This window comes from Streptomyces sp. N50 (assembly GCF_033335955.1).
Classification (GTDB): Bacteria; Actinomycetota; Actinomycetes; order Streptomycetales; family Streptomycetaceae; genus Streptomyces.
In genome coordinates this window covers 7,034,268-7,052,144 of the sequence record NZ_CP137549.1, presented here as the reverse complement: position 1 = coordinate 7,052,144, position 17,877 = coordinate 7,034,268, and the positions used below count along the sequence as shown (strand labels likewise).

Sequence of the window (17,877 nt, the reverse complement as noted above, 5' to 3'; positions counted from 1 at the left end):
AGAAGCGGCCAGAAAATTCCGCGCAAAGCGAACATCCTCGTGTGTCGGCGACATGATCTCAGATGGGCAGGGTGACTCGCACCACGAGTCCACCCCCCTCACGCGGCTGGGCCGAGATATGGCCACCGTGTGCGCGCGCCACGGACCGCGCGATCGACAGACCGAGGCCCACACCCTTGTCGCTGCCCGTCCGCTCCGTACGCAGCCGTCTGAAGGGCTCGAAGAGGTTGTCGATCTCGTACGCCGGGACCACCGGACCCGTGTTCGAGACGACGAGCACCGCATGGCCGTGCTGAACCTCGGTGGTGACCTCGACCCAACCATCCTCGGGCACGTTGTACCGCACCGCGTTCTGCACCAGGTTCAGGGCGATGCGCTCCAGGAGGACGCCGTTGCCCTGGACGACCGCGGGTTTCTGTTCGCCGCGGATCACCACGCCCTTGGCGGCCGCCTCGGCGTGCACCTGGTCGACGGCCTGCTCGGCGACCTCGGCGAGGTCCACGGGTTTGCGCTCGACGATCTGGTTGTCGCTGCGGGCGAGCAGCAGCAGACCCTCCACGAGCTGCTCGCTGCGCTCGTTCGTGGCGAGCAGCGTCTTGCCCAGCTGTTGCAGCTCCACAGGGGCGCCTGGATCGGACAGATGCACTTCCAGGAGAGTCCGATTGATCGCCAGCGGGGTGCGCAGCTCGTGCGACGCGTTCCCCACGAAGCGCTGCTGGGCGGTGAAGGCCCGCTGCAGCCGCTCCAGCATCTCGTCGAAGGTGTCCGCGAGCTCCTTCAACTCGTCGTCCGGGCCGTCCAGTTCGATCCGCCGGGACAGGTCCGAGCCCGCCACCGCGCGGGCGGTGCGGGTGATGCGGCCCAGCGGCGAGAGCACCCGTCCGGCCATCGCGTAGCCGAAGGCGAACGCGATGATCGCGAGGCCGAGCAGGGCCAGCAGCGAGCGGCTGAGCAGGTCGTCCAGGGCGTGCTGGCGCTGTTCGTTGACGCACTGGTCCATTGCGTTGTTGAGCGTCGTCGCCGACGGCTCGGACGGGAAGTTGCAGGTGCTGCTGCCGACCGAGCCGGAAATGACCTTGAAGGGCAGCTCACTGCCCACGTTCAGCGCGTGCGCCGCGAGCAGGTAGATGATCGACAGCAGCAGGATGCCGGCGATCAGGAACATGCCGCCGTACAGCAGCGTGAGCCTTATACGGATGGTGGGGCGCAGCCAGGGGAACGGCGGTTCGGGCCTTCTGGGGTCCCACGTGGGCTTCGGGGGCACCTCGGGAGGCGCGGGGGTCGTGGCCACGGTGGATCAGATCCGGTAGCCGGAGCCGGGGACGGTGACGATGACCGGGGGCTCACCGAGCTTGCGGCGCAGGGTCATCACGGTGACGCGCACGACGTTGGTGAACGGGTCCGTGTTCTCGTCCCACGCCTTCTCCAGGAGCTGCTCCGCGGAGACGACGGCGCCCTCGCTGCGCAGCAGCACCTCCAGGACGGCGAACTCCTTGGGCGCGAGCTGGACTTCCTTCCCGTCGCGGAACACCTCGCGGCGGTTCGGGTCGAGCTTGATACCGGCGCGCTCCAGGACGGGCGGCAGCGGCACGCTCGTACGGCGCCCCAGTGCACGCACGCGTGCCGTCAGCTCGCTGAACGCGAAGGGCTTGGGCAGGTAGTCGTCGGCGCCGATCTCCAGACCCTCGACACGGTCGCTGACGTCGCCGGACGCCGTGAGCATCAGCACGCGGGTGGGCATGCCGAGCTCGACGATCTTGCGGCAGACGTCGTCGCCGTGCACGAGCGGGAGGTCGCGGTCGAGGACGACCACGTCGTAGTCGTTCACGCCGATGCGCTCCAGGGCGGCCGCACCGTCGTACACGACGTCGACGGCCATGGCCTCCCGGCGCAGTCCGGTGGCCACCGCATCGGCGAGCAGCTGCTCGTCCTCGACGACGAGTACGCGCACGTCGCTTGTCCTTCCTCTGTCCACCCGCGTAGCGCGCCTCGGCGCACGCGGGCAGGGTCTTCGTGGCTGTGTGACCTCCATCCTGCCCTTTTCGGCCATAAGTCGGCTGTAAGGCGGCCCGGCGCAAGATGAAGGTCCGGTGTGAGGCCCGGGAATGCGGGATTTTCTCGGTGGGTTGAGGTTTCCACGGAAGGGAGCGGGGGGAGGACGGCTTTACACCCCGCGATCACGCTCTGCACGTGGCAAGCCACCTTGTGGTACGTCCAACCGCTTCCGCAGAGCGGGCGTGGGTGTCCGGCACCGTCGCCGCCCAGCCAGGGCAGCGCTGGGCACCCCATACCGCAGACGTGATCGCCCCTTCCGGACGGCACACCCCCGTGCCAAACGACCCACGACCCAGGACGAGGGGGCGCAGCATGGACGCATTCACCGCAGGACTTCTGCAGCGCATAAGGGCGACCGAGACCGACCTGACGCGGGCTCGTGACGAGGGCGACGACTTCCTCGTCGAGGTGGAACAGGCCGAGCTCGACGACCTGCGCCGCCTCGCCGCCGACCACGGTGTGGAGGTCGGCGCGACGAGCGTCTGATCAGTGCGGCCAGCAGAAAAGCAGAACCCCGGCGAATCCAGCGCCGGGGTTCTGCCGCTTTTCGCCCCTGAAACCTACGGCGTTCAGCACAACCGACGGCGAGGGCCCACCAAGTCCAACTGTCCCCACGTGGACGGCCGAGAGGGAGCCGTAGGGGCGCGCCGGTGTCGAGAGACCCAGCGCGCGGAGGCCCGAAGGGTCGAGCACGGTGGGTCTCTCGACACCGGCTCCCAGCGCCCCGGAGGCGACCGAACCAAAAGAGGTGCGCGCACGGTGCCTGATCAACACAGGCCCACCTACGCGACACCACCCAACACCGGCCCAGCATCGCGGCACCAACCCAACACCGGCCCAGCCCCCCGACCACTCACCTCAGTCGTGCCAAGCTCCGAAGTCCTCCAACAGCCGCTGGAGGGGCTCGAAGACGCCCGGGGTGCCCGCGATCGCCAGATCCCGTGCGGGGCGTTCTCCGGGGCGTCCACCGGTCAGGGCGCCCGCCTCACGGGCGATCAGGTCGCCCGCCGCGAGGTCCCACGGGTTAAGCCCCCGCTCGTAGTAACCGTCCAGGCGTCCCGCGGCCACGTCGCACAGGTCGACCGCCGCCGAGCCGCCCCGCCGGATGTCACGCAGCAACGGGATCAACTTCTGGGCCACGTCGGCCTGGTGGGAGCGGACCTCGGTGACGTAGTTGAAGCCGGTCGAGACCAGCGCCTGCTCCAGCGGCGCAGCCGACCGGCAGGCGAGCCTGCGTTCGCCCTCCCACGCGCCCCTGGCCCACGCCCCGTCGCCGAGCACCGCGTGGAACGTCTCGCCGCGCATCGGGACCGCGACGACCCCGGCGACGGTCTCGCCGTGCAGCTCGGCGGCGATGGAGACGGACCAAGTGGGCAGTCCGTACAGATAGTTGACCGTGCCGTCGAGCGGGTCGATGACCCAGCGGACGCCGCTGGTGCCCTCCACGGAGGCGCCCTCCTCACCCAAGAAGCCGTCGTCCGGGCGCTGTTCGGAGATCAGGTCGGTGATCAGCTTCTCGGCCGCGATGTCCATCTCGGTGACGACGTCGATCGGGCTGGACTTCGTGGCGGCGACCGCGAGGTCGGCCGGGCGGCCGTCCCGCAGCAGGGCGCCGGCCTTGTGGGCGGCCTCCTGGGCGAGGGCGAGCAGTTCCTGGTGCAGGGGGTCGGTCACGGCGCTCCTCAGGCGTAGGGGCTGTCGGCGCCCGCGGCGGCGGGGCGGGGGGCGCGGGCCGGGCAGCAGCCCACCGGGCAGACGTTGTGGCCGGCGCCGAACGCGCCCAGGGCACAGGGGGTGACCTGCTTCCCGCTCTCGACTGCGGCGCGCTCCAGGACCAGCTCACGGATCGCGGCGGCGAAGCGCGGGTCGGCGCCCACGGTGGCCGACCGGCGTACGGGCAGGCCCAGTTCGGCGGCCTTGGCCGTGGCCTCCGTGTCGAGGTCGTAGAGGACCTCCATGTGGTCGGAGACGAAGCCGATGGGTGCCATGACGACCGCGGGGACGCCGGCCGCGTGGCGCTCCTCCAGGTGGTCGCAGATGTCGGGCTCCAGCCAGGGGATGTGCGGGGCGCCGGAGCGGGACTGGTAGACGAGCTGCCAGGGGTGGTCGACGCCGGTGCGCTCGCGGACGGCGTCGGCGACGAGCCGGGCCACGTCCAGGTGCTCCTCGACGTACGCCCCGCCGTCCCCGTGGTCCTCGACCGGGCCGGAGCTGTCGGCCGCGGCGTTCGGGATGGAGTGGGTCGAGAAGGCGAGGTGCGCGCCGTCCCGGACGCCCTCGGGGAGGTCGGCGAGGGACGCGACGACGCCGTCGATCATCGGCTCCAGGAAGCCGGGGTGGTTGAAGTAGTGGCGCAGCTTGTCGACCTTGGGGAGGTCGAGGCCCTCGGTCTCCAGGGCGGCCAGGGAGTCCGCGAGGTTCTCGCGGTACTGGCGGCAGCCCGAGTACGAGGCGTAGGCGCTGGTGGCGAGGACCAGGATGCGGCGGCGGCCGTCGGCGACCAACTCGCGCAGGGTGTCCGTGAGGTACGGCGCCCAGTTGCGGTTGCCCCAGTAGACCGGCAGGTCCAGGCCGTGGTCCGCGAAGTCCTTGCGGAGGGCGTCCAGGAGGGCGCGGTTCTGGTCGTTGATCGGGCTGACCCCGCCGAACAGGAAGTAGTGCCGGCCCACTTCCTTGAGGCGTTCCTTGGGGATGCCTCGCCCACGCGTCACGTTCTCCAGGAACGGAACCACGTCGTCCGGGCCTTCGGGGCCGCCGAACGAGAGCAGGAGCAGGGCGTCGTAGGGGGTGGCATCGAGCACGTCTGGCATGCCTCCGATCCTGCCACCCACCACTGACAGACGGGACACGGAGGGGGCCGGACCGGGATCCCGGGGCCTCCGGACAGGTGCGTCCAGGTCAGCACACTCGTAAGCTGTATCAGCTGCGTTCGCACCTTACCCAGCCGTCACCGCATCACCGCAGCACCGCCGAGCCGCCACCACGCCATTCCGACCGGAGACCCCCGTGCCCAGCCCCTATCGCGCCCTGTTCGCCGCACCCGGCTCCAAGGGCTTCTCCGCCGCGGGGTTCCTCGGCCGTATGCCCCTGTCGATGATGGGCATCGGCGTGGTCACGATGATTTCCCAGATCAACGGGCGCTACGGGCTCGCGGGCGCTCTGTCGGCCACCATCGCGCTGGCCGCCGCCGCGATCGGGCCGCGGATCTCGCGCTGGGTCGACCAGTACGGGCAGCGGCGGGTGCTGCGTCCGGCGACGCTCGTCGCCCTGACCGCGGCGACCGTGCTGCTGCTGGCCGCCCGCTTCGCGTGGCCGGACTGGGTGCTGTTCGTGTCCGCGGCCGGGATCGGCTCGGTGCCGAGCCTGGGGGCGATGGTCCGCGCGCGCTGGGCGGCCGTCTACCGGGGCACCCCGCAACTCCACACCGCGTACTCCCTGGAGTCCGTGGTCGACGAGGTGTGTTTCATCTTCGGGCCGATCATCTCCATCGGACTGTCCACGGCGTGGTTCCCGGAGGCCGGTCCCCTGCTCGCCGCCTGCTTCCTGGCGGTGGGTGTCTTCTGGCTGACCGCCCAGCGGGCCACCGAGCCCGCGCCGCATCCACGCGCGCGTGGCGACAAGGGTGGTGGCTCGGCGCTGCGGACCGCCGGTCTCCAGGTGCTGGTGGCCACCTTCGTGGCGACCGGGGCGATCTTCGGGGCGGTGGATGTGGTCACCGTGGCGTTCGCCGACGAGCAAGGTCACAAGGGCGGCGCCAGCATCGTCCTCGCGCTGTACGCGGCGGGCTCCTGCGCGGCGGGTGTCGTGTTCGGGCTGCTGCGCTTCCGGGGAGCCCCGGAACGTCGATGGCTGCTGGGCATATGCACGATGGCCGTGAGTATGATCCCCCTCCTACTGGTCGGAAACTTGCCGCTTCTGGCCGTGGCGCTGTTCCTTGCGGGCCTGTCCATCGCACCCACGATGATCACGACGATGTCCCTCATAGAAGAGCACGTACCTCGCGCGAAGCTCACCGAGGGCATGACCTGGGTGAGCACCGGCCTGGCGGTCGGGGTCGCGCTCGGCTCCTCCGTCGCCGGCTGGGTGATCGACGCAGCCGGCGCGCGTGCCGGGTACGGGGTTCCGGTCGTCGCCGGTGCCGTCGCGGTCGCGGTGGGTTTCCTCGGGTACCGCCGGCTCAGCAGACCGGCGCCGGGTCGGGGAGGCACCGTTGAGCACCACAGCGAGCGCGAAGAACGGCACGTGGCGTAACTGGGGCGGTACGGTCGCGTCGCGGCCCGCGCGGGAGGTCACGCCCGCCTCCGTCGACGAACTGGCCGCGGCCGTACGGAGGGCCGGTGAGGACGGTCTCACGGTGAAGGCCGTCGGCAGCGGGCACTCCTTCACGTCGATCGCCGCCACGGACGGTGTGTTGATCCGCCCTCAACTGTTGACCGGCATCCGCAACATTGATCGCGATGCCTTGACGGTCACGGTCGAGGCGGGCACCCCGCTCAAGAGACTCAACATGGCTCTCGCGCGCGAGGGCCTGTCGCTCACGAACATGGGCGACATCATGGAGCAAACGGTCTCCGGGGCGATCAGCACCGGCACCCACGGCACCGGCCGCGAGTCGGCGTCGATAGCCGCCCAGATCAGGGGACTTGAGCTGGTCACGGCGGACGGCTCGGTGCTGACGTGCTCCGAGAAGGAGAACCCGGAGATCTTCGCGGTCGCCCGCATAGGCCTCGGCGCCCTGGGCGTCGTCACCGCGATCACCTTCGCCGTGGAGCCCGTCTTCCTGCTCACGGCCCGCGAGGAGCCGATGACCTTCGACGAGGTCACCGGACGCTTCGACGAACTCTGGGCCGAGAACGAGCACTTCGAGTTCTACTGGTTCCCGCACACCGCGAGCACCAACACCAAGCGCAACAACCGCAGCGCGGGCCCGGAGCAGCCGGTGGGCAAGGTGGCCGGCTGGTTCGAGGACGAGTTCGTCTCCAACGGCCTCTGGCAGGTGGCCAACATGGTCGGCCGCGCGGCGCCCGCGACCATCCCGACCATCGCCCAGATCTCCACCCGGGCCTGGTCCACGCGGACGTACACGGACATCCCCTACAAGGTCTACACCTCGCCCCGCCGGGTGCGGTTCGTGGAGATGGAGTACGCCGTCCCGCGCGCGGCCCTGGTGGACACGTTGCGGGAACTCAAGGCGATGGTCGACCGTTCCGACTTCAGGGTCAGTTACCCGGTCGAGGTCCGCACCGCCCCCGCGGACGACATCGCCCTGTCCACCGCCTCCGGCCGGGACAGTGCCTACATCGCCGTGCACATGTTCAAGGGCACGCCGTACCAGGCGTACTTCACCGCCGCCGAGCGCATCCTCACCGCGCACGAGGGCCGGCCGCACTGGGGCAAGGTGCACACCCGGGACGCGGAGTACTTCGCCGGGGTCTACCCGCGCTTCGGCGAGTTCACGGCGTTGCGGGATCGGCTGGATCCTGATCGCCGGTTCCAGAACGACTACTTGCGGAGGGTGCTGGGTCAGTAGCGGACGCGCTGGGCGTGGGGGTCGGCGTACCGCCGCCGTCCGAAGCGCTGGGCGTCGGACTGGGCGTCGTACCGCCGCTGTTGGACTCTGTGCCGCCGTCGGTCGCACCGGATGACGTCTCCGGGGCGGCCGACGAACCGTCCGGGGAGCCGGACGGGGAATCGGCCGGACTCGGCTCGCCGTCACCGGACTTCGGGGACGAGGACGTGTCGTGGCCGGTGACGGCGGAGCTGACCGTGGTGCCCTTGCCGCCGCTGAAGCTGTCCCCGGACACCAGCTCGTACACGGTGATCCCGGTCATCGTGACCCCGAAGACGAGGGCCGCGGCGAGCACCGGGCGCTTCCAGCTCCAACCGCCCACCCGTGCGCGGTAGACCGTGCCCTCCGTGAACTCCCCTGGACGCGCGGGGACTTGTTCCGCCTCCCTGGAGGTGACGGTTTCCTTGGAGGTGACGGTCGCCTCCCGGAGCTGTGCGCCGGTCCGGCTGAAGAAGTGCTGGAAGACGGTGCCTCCGGAGGTGGCTATCGCGCTCACGACGCCGGCGCCGAGGATCGTGCCGTAGACCCCGAAGTAGGAGGCGAGTTTGGCGGCCACCACCGCCGCCACCGCACTTCCCGCGACTTGAGGGACGCTCAGATCGATCCGCTTCTTGCTGACATCGGGCCTTGCACGCATTCCGGGACCTAGCCTCGCTTTCTCGCACTTTCTCGTACCTGATCAACTATCTGTACGACAAAGGGACGTACGGCCGAAAGCGATAGTTCCGTTTCGGGCTATTGCGTGAAGTACGCCACTTTCAAGATCGCCCGAACCCCGCTCCAGGCCGCCAAGTCCCGCCCCCCACAAGAAGTTGGGCGGCGTGCCAATCCACGCACGTGGTCCAAATGGAGTACTGTTGCGAGCCCTGGGTGCGGTCTCCTGCCAGGGCGTCCGCGGCCTCAATGGACCGCCCAGAGGGGGCCAGTTGCACAGGGTGACGTAGTTGGTCACTTAGCGTTGCGAATAGGTAACCGTGCCATAACGGCGAGTCAGGGCCCGTGCCCGACACGCCGGGCAACTCGGCAAGGTTGTGGCAGGCTGCACCCGGGCAGGCCACACTCGACTAGCGGAAGCAGCGACGCACGTGACGTCGGCAGGCACCACCCGGGAGGTCCCCATGCCCGAACTGCGTGTCGTGGCCGTCTCTAACGACGGCACACGGCTGGTGCTGAAGGCTGCGGACAGCACGGAGTACACGCTTCCGATTGACGAGCGTCTGCGCGCCGCGGTACGCGGCGACCGTCCCCGCCTCGGCCAGATCGAGATCGAGGTGGAGAGCCATCTCCGCCCCCGAGACATTCAGGCACGTATACGTGCCGGCGCCTCCGCGGAGGAAGTCGCCCAACTAGCCGGTATCCCCGTCGACCGGGTGCGCCGCTTCGAGGGCCCCGTCCTCGCGGAGCGCGCCTTCATGGCCGAGCGCGCCCGGAAGACCCCGTCCGCCGCCCCGGCGAGAACGCGGGACCCCAGCTCGGCGAGGCCGTCCAGGAGCGCCTGACGCTGCGCGGTGCCGAGAAGGACACCGTCCAGTGGGACTCCTGGCGCCGCGACGACGGCACCTGGGAGGTCCTGCTGGTCTACCGGGTCGCGGGCGAACCGCACTCGGCGAGCTGGACGTACGACCCGCCCCGGCGGCTCGTCCAGGCCGTCGACGACGAGGCACGCTCGCTGATCGGCGAGTCCGACGACCTCTCCGCCACACCCGAGCCCAGCTTCCCGTTCGTGCCGCGGATCGCCCGGCTGCCCCGGGACCGCCCGCTGGACCGTGCCCTGGAGCGCCCGGAGCGTCCCGCGCTGCCGTCGCCCGAGCCGGTGGCCGAGGAGAGCGAGCGCGACTCGCTGACCAGCCTCCTGGAGGCGGTACCGAGCTTCCGCGGCGACATGGTGGTCCCCGAGCGCCCCTCGGATCCCCCGGAGGAGCCCGCGGCGGAACCGGAAGAGGAGGAGCCCCCGGCTCCCGCGGCCTCGGCCGGTTCGGCGTACGCGGACGTCCTGATGCCCCGCTCCGTAGGAGCCCATCGCGACCGCCTCATCGGGTCCACCGACCGCCAGGCCGAGGCGGACGGCGTCCGTCCGGGCCGTAGAGCGGCCGTTCCGAGCTGGGACGAGATCGTCTTCGGGACGCGCAGGAAGAAGCAGGAGTAGCAGGACAGTTGCTCGTACGGGAGGGCCCGCGGCCGGTTCGGCCGCGGGCCCTTTCGTCATGCGAGCGCTTACTGGGGATCGGGACCCACTGCGACCGGTCGCTCCGGGTCCGAGGACCACTCCGACCAGGAGCCCACGTAGAGCGCGGCCGGGATCCCGGCGACCGCCAGGGCCAGTACCTCGTGGGCGCCCGAGACGCCCGAGCCGCAATACACGCCGACGCCCGAACCCTCCGTGGCGCCAAGGGACTTGAAGCGGGCGGCCAGCTGGTCCGGCGGGAGGAAGCGGCCGTCCGGGCCCACGTTCTCGTTCGTGGGGGCGGACAGGGCGCCCGGGATGTGGCCGCCGACGCGGTCGATCGGTTCCACCTCGCCCCGGTAACGCTCCCCCGCGCGGGCGTCGAACAGGACCCCGGTGCGGGCGAGGGCGGCGGCTCCGTCGGCGTCGAGGAGTTCCACGGCGCCCGGTTCCGGGATGAAGTCGCCCTCGGCCGGCGTCGGTGCGGCCGTCTCCAGAGACCCCTCCCAGGAGGGAAGGCCGCCGTCGAGGACCCGCACGTCCGGGTGACCCGTCCAGCGCAGCAGCCACCACGCGCGTGCCGCCGCCCAGCCCTGGCCGCCGTCGTACACAACGACCGCGCGGTCGGCCGACACGCCCGCGTGGCGCATCGCGGCGCCGAAGCGCGCGGTGTCGGGCAGCGGGTGGCGCCCGCGCGCACCGGGCGCCGAGGCGAGTTCCTGATCGAGGTCTACGTAGACGGCACTTGGGATGTGCCCGGCCGCGTACTCGGCGCGGCCGTCGAAGGGCGGCTCACCTGCGGCCTTCGCGACGCTGAGCTGCCAGCGGACGTCGAGCAGGACCGGCGGGTTCGTCCCGGCGAGATCGCTCGCCAGTTCGGATGCGGAGATGATGGCGTTCATGGCCACCATCCTTGCGCAAGGGGTGGCCGTCGCGTCCAGGGCCGACTACTCTGCTCGGCCGGACAGCCTCGATCACGAGGCGTACGGGAACGAGCACATGCTGTACAGCCGATGGACACCCCTCGGCAATCATCCGGAAACGGACGAGTGGCCGCAGATCGGTCATCCTCTCCATGTGAGCCGCCCGCCGACGGCGCGGCCGGGGCGCGGTGCGTCACGGGGGGTGCGAGCATCGGCACGGGGCGTGCACGCGGCTGGCGGCACGCGGATCCGCACTGCGGAAGCGATACGGCCACCGCGAGGGGCCTAGGAGAAGGTGACGATGACCGAGGCACGGGGGTCGGCCGGCCTGAACGGCGACACGCACACTCGGCGTACGCAGGGCGCGCCCTGCTGGGTGAGTCTGATGGTGCACGGGATGGCCGCGACTCAGGAGTTCTACGGAGAGCTGTTCGGCTGGGAGTTCCAGCCCGGGCCGCAGCAGCTCGGCCCCTACGCACGGGCCCTGCTCGACGGGCAGGAGGTGGCCGGCATCGGGCAGCTGCCCCCTGACCGGCATCTGCCCATCGCGTGGACGCCGTATCTCGCCTCGGACGACGTCGACCAGACGGCCGAGACGGTACGGATGTGCGGCGGCACGGTCGGGGTGGGTCCGCTGGACGCGGCCGAGGCCGGCCGGCTGGCGATCGGCTCCGACCCGTCGGGCGCGGTCTTCGGCATCTGGCAGGCCTCCGACCACCTCGGCACGATCCTCACCGGCGTCCCCGGCACACCCGCCTGGAACGAACTGCTGACCTCCGAGACCGCGAGCGTCGCCAAGTTCTACGAGGCGGTCTTCGGCTACGAGGAGGTCCCGGTGGTCTCCGCCGACCTCGACTACGTCACCCTGCACCTGGACGGCCACCCGGTCGCCGGCATCCACGGCGTCGGCGCGGCCCTGCCCCGCGACCGGGGCCCGCACTGGATGACGTACTTCGAGGTCGCCGACACGGACGAGGCCCTGCGCCGCGTCACGGACCTGGGCGGCCACACCCTCGAACCGCCACACGACAGCCCCCACGGCCGCGTGGCCACGGTCGCGGACCCCGAGGGCGCGATGTTCTCGGTGATCGAGGGGCCGCGCTAGGCCGACGTCATCGGCAGTACGTCCGGTGACAGGGCCGCCGCCCGAGCCGTGGCCGCTGTCATGCGGCGGCGGTGGTGGCGGCGGCACAGGACCTCGTAGCCGACCGCTTCCGCCTGGTTGACGTCGCCCACGACGACCTGGGCGCCCTCGACGACCATCTCTCCGCCTATCGTGCGGGCGTTGTGGGTGGCGCGGGCGCCGCACCAGCAGAGGGCCTCGACCTGGAGGACCTCGACGCGGTCGGCGAGTTCGACCAGACGCTGGGAGCCGGGGAAGAGCTTGGAGCGGAAGTCGGTCGTGATGCCGAAGGCGTAGACGTCGAGGCTCAGGTCGTCGACCACGCGCGCGAGTTGGTCGATCTGCACCGGCGCCAGGAACTGTGCCTCGTCGGCGATGACGTAGTCCGCGCGGCCGCCCTGGGAGAGGTGGTCGACGACGTACGCGTAGAGGTCCTGCTCGTCCTCGACCTCCACCGCGTCGGTGACCAGTCCGAGGCGTGAGGAAAGCTTTCCCTCGCCCGCGCGGTCGTCCCGTGTGAAGATCATCCCCGCCAGTCCGCGCGCCGAGCGGTTGTGCTCGATCTGGAGCGCCAGGGTCGACTTCCCGCAGTCCATCGTTCCGGAGAAGAACACCAGCTCGGGCATGGGGAGTTGAGCACCTTTCGGCGAAGAGGCGGACGGTGGGGCTTCAGGAGCGTACTTCGAGCAGGGGGACCAGCTGCTCGGCAGGGGTCATCGAACCGTGGTTGCCGACCATCGCAGACTCCTTCGGCTCCCGCTCGGACGCGATGATCAGGACGTCGTCCCGGGCCGCCGCGATCACGTCGCCGAGGCGGTCGTAGACGCGGTCGTCGATGTGCGGGCCGAACCAGCCCGCCGCGATCGCCTCGTCCCGCGAGGCCACCCAGAACTGCTCGCCGAGGACCTCGCGCCAGCAGGTCAGCACGTCGTTCTCGGCGCCCCGCACCGCGTAGACGTGGCGGGCGCGACCCTCGCCGCCGAGGAGGGCTACGCCGGCGCGCAGTTCCCAGTCCGCGTCGAAGTCGATGCGGTGCTCCTCGTCGAAGGGCACGTCGATCATGCCGTGGTCAGCGGTGACGTACAGCGCGCTGCGCGGCGGGAGTTGCCCGGCGAGGCGCTGGACGAGCCGGTCGACGTACATGAGTTGGCCGCGCCAGGTGTCGGAGGCGATGCCGTAGCGGTGGCCCGCGCCGTCGAGTTCGGCGTAGTACGTGTAGACCAAGGAGCGGTCCCCGGCGGCCAGTTGCTCGGCCGCGAGGTCCATGCGCTCCTCGCCGGTGAGCCGCCCGTGGAACGTTCCGCCGCTGAGCGCGACCTTCGTCAGCGGGGTGTTCTGGAAGGTCGGCGAGGAGACCTGCGCCGCGTGCACGCCCGCGTCGTGGGCCAGTTGGAAGATCGTGGGGTACGGCTGCCAGGGGCCCGGCTTGGTCCACGGCTGCCAGCGGAGCTGGTTCATCAGCTCGCCGGTGGCCGGGTTGCGCACGGTGTAGCCGGGCAGGCCGTGGGCGCCGGGCGGCAGGCCCGTGCCGACGGAGGCGAGGGAGGTCGCGGTGGTCGCCGGATAGCCGGCGGTGAGCGGACGTCCGGTGCCGCCGCGTGAGCTGCCGAGGAGCGCGTGCAGATATGGCGCCTCGTCGGCGTGGTCCTTGATCTGCTCCCAGCCGAGGCCGTCGATCAGGAAGACGCAGTTCCGGTCGGCCGGGGTCAGCTCCGGGATCGCCGCGGTCGTACCGGGTACGCCCATGCCCGCGGCCAGCGTGGGCAGCAGGTCGGCGAGGGAGCCGGAGCCGTACTCGGGGACGGGCGCGGAGGCGATGGCGAGGGGCTCCGGGTGGTCCCAGGTCGCGGGCTGGGCCATCAGCGCGGGACGTCCGCGGTCGCCTCGGAGAGGGACTGCGCGAAGGCGAGGGTCTGCTGGACCGTCTCCGGGCCGTCGCCGGCTTCGCTGACGCGCAGGCTCAGGTCGTCCGCCGTCGAGTTGCCCGTATAGCCGTGGTCCGCCTCGCAGTTGGGGTCGCCGCAGGCGGCCGGCTCCAGGTCGATCCGGGCGACGGCGCCCCAGCCGATGGTCAGCACGACCTCGCGCGGCAGCGTCCCTGGCGTGTACGACTCCGGGTTGGCGACCACGCGGCTGAGCACCACGGACGAGATCCGGCCGAGCTTCACGGACTCCGTGGACGTCGTCGCGTACGGCGTCGGGGAGGTGCTGTCGGCCGCCTGCTCGTCGGTGTGGCTGACGATGAAGCGGTTGCCGGTGAGGACGAGCACGGTCACATGCCGGCGCACCTCGTTCTGGTCGAACGTGGTCTCCTGGTGGACCAGGAACGACCGGATCGGCTCGCCGCCCACGGCGGCCTCCACCGCCTCGGCCACGAGGGCCGGGTAGTAGCCGCTGCGCTCGATCGCCGCACGCAGCCCCTGGGTCGTCGTACTGGTCTTGGCCATGACGTCCATCCTACGGTGGCGCACTGACTGCGAGGCACCGCCGAGCACTGTCTTGTCACAGCCGTCTCAGGACGCGGGACCGGTACGAGGGGAGACCGGACCCGCGCGCGGGAAGCGTCCTTCCGTACGTCCGTGAGCACGTCCCTCAGTACGTCCGTCGGTCAGTACACGGGAAGCGTCCTCGGGCCGAGGTCGTCGCGGGCGGGCGGCGGGGCCAGGCGGACGGAGGCGCCGAGCACGCTCAGGCCGCGCGCGGCCACGACGACCGGCTCCAGGGTCACGGCGACGACCTCGGGATGGTCGTCGACCAGCCGCGACACCCGCAGCATCAGCTCCTCCAGGGCAGGCGTGTCGACCGGTGTGGAGCCGCGCCAGCCGAACAGGAGCGGCGCCGTCCGGATCGATCTGACCAGCGAACCGGCCTCCCGGTCCGTGACCGGAATCAGCCGGTGCGCGGTGTCCCCGAGCAGCTGCGAGGCGGCTCCGGCGAGCCCGAACGACAGCACGGCTCCGGCCGCCGGATCGATGACGGCCCGTACGACGGTGTCGACCCCGCGCGGTGCCATCCGCTGCACCACCGGCCGCAGTTCCTCCGGCGTCCCGAACAGCTCGCCCAACTCGGCGTACGCCCGCCGCAGTTGGTCCTCGTCCGCGAGATCCAGCCGTACGCCGCCCAGGTCGGCGCGGTGGCGCAGGTGCGGGGCGGTGGCCTTGAGGGCGACCGGGTAGCCGAGGGTGTGGGCGGCCTCGGCGGCGGTGTCGGGGGTGGGTGCGGGGAGCGCGCGGTGGACGTCGACGCCGTACTTGCCGAGCAGGTCGCAGGTGTCGTCGACGCCGAGGGTGAGGCCCTGCCCGCGCGCGAGGAGGCCGCCGATCAGCCCGGCGGCGCCCTTCTCGTCGATGTCCTCGAACTCGGGGACCCGGCCGGGGTCGGTGGCCTCGCGCCGCCACTGGGCGTACTTCACGGCTTCGGCGAGGGCGCGGACGGCACGCTCGGCGGCAGGGAAGGCGGGGATGAGGCCCCCGCCTTCGGATGCCGGCACCCCGGTGACTGTTCGTTCGGCTTCCGCGGTGGGCGGTCGTTCCGCGGGGAGTTGGGGGTCCTCCCGCTTCGAGACGGCCTGGGGTGCCGTGCTCATCGCGGCCGACAGCGCTTCTGCCAGTCCGCCGAGCTCCACGTGCACCACCAGCACCGGCTTCCCGGGAGCCGCTGCGGCAGCGGACCGCAGTGCCTCCGCCAGCGCCGCGTCCTCGGCCGGCCCCTCCCCCACCGCGGGTATCGCCGTCACCACGACCGCATCGCACGCCTCGTCGGCCAACGCCTCCGACAGCGCCCGATGGAAGTCCCCCGCAGTGGCCGCCGTGGTCAGATCCAGCGGGGCGAGCGGCCGCAGCCCCTCGGAGAGGCACGCGTCGTAGGTCAGCAGCCCGAGCGACTCGGAGTTCCCGACGATCGCCACCCTCGGCCCGCCGGGCAGTGGCTGGCGCGCGAGGAGCAGCCCCGTGTCGACCAGTTCGGTGATCGTCTCGACGCGGATCACCCCGGCCTGGCGGAGCAGCGCGGACACGGTCGCGTGCGGCAGCCGGGTCGCACGAACCGCGTGTCCCTGGGGTGCGGATCCGGCGCCCTGGACGACGACCAGTGGTTTCGCGGCCGCTGTGCGCCGGGCGAGGCGGGTGAACTTGCGGGGGTTGCCGATGGACTCCAGGTACATGAGGGCGACGTCGGTGTCGGGGTCGTCGTACCAGTACTGAAGGACGTCGTTCCCGGAGACGTCCGCGCGGTTCCCGGACGACACGAAGGTGGAGACGCCGGTGACTCCGGTGACCCCGCCGCCACGCCGGTGCAGGCGGGACAGCAGGGCGATGCCGATGGCGCCGGACTGTGCGAAGAGGCCGATGCGTCCGGGGCGCGGCATCTCGGGGGCGAGGGAGGCGTTCAGGCGTACGTCGGCCGCGGTGTTGATGACCCCGAAGGCGTTCGGTCCGATGATGCGCATGCCGTACGTGCGCGCGTGGCGCACGAGTTCACGCTGGCGCTCGCGTCCCTCGGGGCCGCTCTCGGCGTACCCGGCGGTGACCACGACGAGCCCCTGCACCCCGTGTTCGCCGCACTCGGTGACGACTTCGGGGACGTGCTCGACCGGGACGGCGACGACCACGAGGTCCACGGGGCCTTCGATGTCGCGCACCGAGCGGTACGCCGGCACCCCGTCGAGGTCCTTCTGCTCCTCGGGGAAGGCCTTGTTCACGGCGTACAGGCCACCGGTGAAACCGGCGTCCCTGATGTTGTCGAGAACGCTGCGACCCACCCCTCCGGGGGAACGGCCGACACCGACGACGGCCACCGACCCGGGCACCAACAGCCGCCGTACGGACCGTGCTTCGGCCCGCTGCTCCCGCGCGCGCTGCACGGCGAGGGACCGGTCCGTGGGTTCGAGGTCGAACTCCAGGCGGACGACGCCGTCCTCGAAGCTGCGCTTCTGGGTGTAGCCGGCGTCCGTGAACACCTTGATCATCTTGTTGTTGGCGGGCAGCACCTCGGCGGCGAAGCGGCGGATGCCGCGCTCGCGGGCGACGGCGGCGATGTGCTCCAGGAGGGCGGAGGCGACGCCCCTCCCCTGGTGGGCGTCCTGCACCAGGAAGGCGACCTCGGCCTCGTCGGCCGGGGCGGAGGCGGCACGCCCGTCGGCACTAATGCGGTCATAGCGTACGGTGGCGATGAACTCGCCGCCGACGGTGGCCGCGAGTCCCACCCGGTCCACAAAGTCGTGGTGCGTGAAGCGGTGGACATCCTTGGCGGACAGGCGCGGATACGGCGCGAAGAAGCGGTAGTACTTCGACTCGTCGGAGACCTGCTCGTAGAAGCTGACCAGGCGATCAGCGTCGTCGACGGTGATGGGCCTGATGCGCGCGGTACCCCCGTCGCGCAGCACCACGTCGGCTTCCCAGTGGGCGGGGTACTCGTGCCGGTCCGACGAGGTCTGCTGCATGGGGCCCAGCGTACGGCTCGCGTCTGACAACGGCGCGAGGCAGTCTGTGGGAACAACAGAGCACGGGAAGTCGGGCCGAGGCCGCGGTCCGACGACTCGCTCCGGACGGTTCACAGGGCCGGTCCGGGGTCGCTTCACGTGTGGGAAGCTGGTCTAGACAACCCTGAGACTCTGAAGGGCAGCATCACATGGCTGAGCGCCGCGTCAACGTCGGCTGGGCGGAGGGCCTTCACGCCCGCCCCGCCTCCATCTTCGTCCGGGCCACCACGGCCGCGGGTATCCCCGTGACGATCGCCAAGGCCGACGGCAACCCCGTCAACGCGGCCTCCATGCTCGCGGTTCTGGGCCTGGGCGCCCAGGGCGGCGAGGAGATCGTCCTCGCGTCGGACGCCGAGGGCGCGGACGCGGCCCTCGACCGCCTGGCGAAGCTGGTCGCGGAAGGTCTTGAGGAACTCCCCGAGACTGTCTGAGCACCACCCAATTGAGGGTTGCGGTGCTTTTCGCCCAGAAAACGATGCACCACAACCTCGAAGGGCTCGTCCGAATTACCGGGCGAGCCCTTCGCAATTCCACTTGCGGGCAGCATAAATAATCCCCCGCGAA

At 71.1% G+C, this 17,877-nt stretch carries 15 protein-coding genes and 1 pseudogene; 6 read left to right on the top strand and 10 right to left on the bottom strand.

Annotated elements, in window-relative coordinates; all coding sequences use genetic code 11:
* Window positions 1-58: 58 nt before the first annotated feature.
* Together R2B38_RS31805 and R2B38_RS31800 are read right to left on the bottom strand one after the other, a co-directional pair.
* The gene (locus R2B38_RS31805) at window positions 59-1,291 is read right to left on the bottom strand and encodes a HAMP domain-containing sensor histidine kinase (RefSeq protein WP_318019280.1); all 1,233 of its coding nucleotides are present in this window, start codon (window positions 1,289-1,291) and stop codon (window positions 59-61) included.
* Between the two features lie 6 nt (window positions 1,292-1,297).
* Complete coding sequence (locus tag R2B38_RS31800; RefSeq protein WP_010983842.1) at window positions 1,298-1,951, bottom strand: response regulator transcription factor; 654 nt, start codon at window positions 1,949-1,951, stop codon at window positions 1,298-1,300.
* 416 nt (window positions 1,952-2,367) lie between these two features.
* On the opposite strand from R2B38_RS31800, the gene R2B38_RS31795 reads away from it, so the two are divergent.
* Window positions 2,368-2,541 (top strand): hypothetical protein, encoded by a 174-nt coding sequence (locus tag R2B38_RS31795; RefSeq protein ID WP_019061061.1) that lies wholly within the window; start codon window positions 2,368-2,370, stop codon window positions 2,539-2,541.
* A gap of 372 nt (window positions 2,542-2,913) precedes the next feature.
* Here the strand turns inward: R2B38_RS31795 and R2B38_RS31790 are convergent, their stop codons facing one another.
* Window positions 2,914-3,729 carry an inositol monophosphatase family protein gene (locus R2B38_RS31790; RefSeq protein ID WP_318019279.1) on the bottom strand — a complete coding sequence of 272 codons (816 nt, stop codon included), beginning with the start codon at window positions 3,727-3,729 and terminating at the stop codon, window positions 2,914-2,916.
* Window positions 3,730-3,737: 8 nt separating this feature from the next.
* A complete protein-coding gene (locus R2B38_RS31785) occupies window positions 3,738-4,865 on the bottom strand; it encodes a ferrochelatase (protein ID WP_318019278.1) in 1,128 nt (375 codons plus the stop codon).
* A 196-nt stretch (window positions 4,866-5,061) separates the two neighbouring features.
* On the opposite strand from R2B38_RS31785, the gene R2B38_RS31780 reads away from it, so the two are divergent.
* Both R2B38_RS31780 and R2B38_RS31775 read left to right on the top strand, forming a co-directional pair.
* Complete coding sequence (locus R2B38_RS31780; RefSeq protein ID WP_033283961.1) at window positions 5,062-6,306, top strand: MFS transporter; 1,245 nt, start codon at window positions 5,062-5,064, stop codon at window positions 6,304-6,306.
* Window positions 6,266-7,585 carry a D-arabinono-1,4-lactone oxidase gene (locus R2B38_RS31775; protein WP_318019277.1) on the top strand — a complete coding sequence of 440 codons (1,320 nt, stop codon included), beginning with the start codon at window positions 6,266-6,268 and terminating at the stop codon, window positions 7,583-7,585. Before R2B38_RS31780 ends, R2B38_RS31775 begins: the two co-directional genes overlap by 41 nt.
* Here the strand turns inward: R2B38_RS31775 and R2B38_RS31770 are convergent.
* On the bottom strand, window positions 7,509-8,261 hold the full coding sequence (locus tag R2B38_RS31770) for a hypothetical protein (RefSeq protein WP_318019276.1): 753 nt from the start codon (window positions 8,259-8,261) through the stop codon (window positions 7,509-7,511). The genes R2B38_RS31775 and R2B38_RS31770 overlap by 77 nt on opposite strands.
* 481 nt (window positions 8,262-8,742) lie before the next feature.
* On the opposite strand from R2B38_RS31770, the pseudogene sepH reads away from it, so the two are divergent.
* Window positions 8,743-9,770: pseudogene (gene sepH / locus R2B38_RS31765) on the top strand (septation protein SepH).
* Between the two features lie 68 nt (window positions 9,771-9,838).
* On the opposite strand, the gene R2B38_RS31760 reads toward sepH, so the two are convergent.
* A complete protein-coding gene (locus R2B38_RS31760; RefSeq protein ID WP_318019275.1) occupies window positions 9,839-10,690 on the bottom strand; it encodes a sulfurtransferase in 852 nt (283 codons plus the stop codon).
* Between the two features lie 322 nt (window positions 10,691-11,012).
* Between R2B38_RS31760 and R2B38_RS31755 the strand changes: the two genes are divergently transcribed.
* On the top strand, window positions 11,013-11,816 hold the full coding sequence (locus R2B38_RS31755; RefSeq protein ID WP_318019274.1) for a VOC family protein: 804 nt from the start codon (window positions 11,013-11,015) through the stop codon (window positions 11,814-11,816).
* On the opposite strand, the gene R2B38_RS31750 is transcribed toward R2B38_RS31755, so the two are convergent.
* The 4 genes from R2B38_RS31750 to R2B38_RS31735 all read right to left on the bottom strand — a co-directional run bounded on the left by R2B38_RS31750 (window position 11,813) and on the right by R2B38_RS31735 (window position 17,274).
* Complete coding sequence (locus R2B38_RS31750; RefSeq protein ID WP_033283967.1) at window positions 11,813-12,460, bottom strand: thymidine kinase; 648 nt, start codon at window positions 12,458-12,460, stop codon at window positions 11,813-11,815. The two genes, R2B38_RS31755 and R2B38_RS31750, sit on opposite strands and share 4 nt — an antisense overlap.
* A gap of 43 nt (window positions 12,461-12,503) precedes the next feature.
* A complete protein-coding gene (locus R2B38_RS31745; protein ID WP_318019273.1) occupies window positions 12,504-13,694 on the bottom strand; it encodes an alkaline phosphatase family protein in 1,191 nt (396 codons plus the stop codon).
* Complete coding sequence (locus R2B38_RS31740) at window positions 13,694-14,290, bottom strand: DUF5998 family protein (RefSeq protein WP_078652624.1); 597 nt, start codon at window positions 14,288-14,290, stop codon at window positions 13,694-13,696. Before R2B38_RS31740 ends, R2B38_RS31745 begins: the two co-directional genes overlap by 1 nt.
* Window positions 14,291-14,442: 152 nt before the next feature.
* Window positions 14,443-17,274 carry a GNAT family N-acetyltransferase gene (locus R2B38_RS31735; RefSeq protein ID WP_318019272.1) on the bottom strand — a complete coding sequence of 944 codons (2,832 nt, stop codon included), beginning with the start codon at window positions 17,272-17,274 and terminating at the stop codon, window positions 14,443-14,445.
* A gap of 188 nt (window positions 17,275-17,462) precedes the next feature.
* On the opposite strand from R2B38_RS31735, the gene R2B38_RS31730 reads away from it, so the two are divergent.
* Complete coding sequence (locus tag R2B38_RS31730) at window positions 17,463-17,744, top strand: HPr family phosphocarrier protein (RefSeq protein WP_019072943.1); 282 nt, start codon at window positions 17,463-17,465, stop codon at window positions 17,742-17,744.
* Window positions 17,745-17,877 lie beyond the last annotated feature (133 nt).

What these genes read in the sequence shown, in the direction of transcription:
- R2B38_RS31730 (WP_019072943.1), top strand. Translation starts at nt 17,463, where the DNA reads ATGGCTGAGCGCCGCGTCAACGTCGGCTGGGCGGAGGGCCTTCACGCC.
- R2B38_RS31750 (WP_033283967.1), bottom strand. Translation starts at nt 12,460, where the DNA reads ATGCCCGAGCTGGTGTTCTTCTCCGGAACGATGGACTGCGGGAAGTCG.
- R2B38_RS31795 (WP_019061061.1), top strand. Translation starts at nt 2,368, where the DNA reads ATGGACGCATTCACCGCAGGACTTCTGCAGCGCATAAGGGCGACCGAG.
- R2B38_RS31740 (WP_078652624.1), bottom strand. Translation starts at nt 14,290, where the DNA reads ATGGACGTCATGGCCAAGACCAGTACGACGACCCAGGGGCTGCGTGCG.
- R2B38_RS31785 (WP_318019278.1), bottom strand. Translation starts at nt 4,865, where the DNA reads ATGCCAGACGTGCTCGATGCCACCCCCTACGACGCCCTGCTCCTGCTC.
- R2B38_RS31735 (WP_318019272.1), bottom strand. Translation starts at nt 17,274, where the DNA reads ATGCAGCAGACCTCGTCGGACCGGCACGAGTACCCCGCCCACTGGGAA.
- R2B38_RS31745 (WP_318019273.1), bottom strand. Translation starts at nt 13,694, where the DNA reads ATGGCCCAGCCCGCGACCTGGGACCACCCGGAGCCCCTCGCCATCGCC.
- R2B38_RS31760 (WP_318019275.1), bottom strand. Translation starts at nt 10,690, where the DNA reads ATGAACGCCATCATCTCCGCATCCGAACTGGCGAGCGATCTCGCCGGG.
- R2B38_RS31770 (WP_318019276.1), bottom strand. Translation starts at nt 8,261, where the DNA reads ATGCGTGCAAGGCCCGATGTCAGCAAGAAGCGGATCGATCTGAGCGTC.
- R2B38_RS31755 (WP_318019274.1), top strand. Translation starts at nt 11,013, where the DNA reads ATGACCGAGGCACGGGGGTCGGCCGGCCTGAACGGCGACACGCACACT.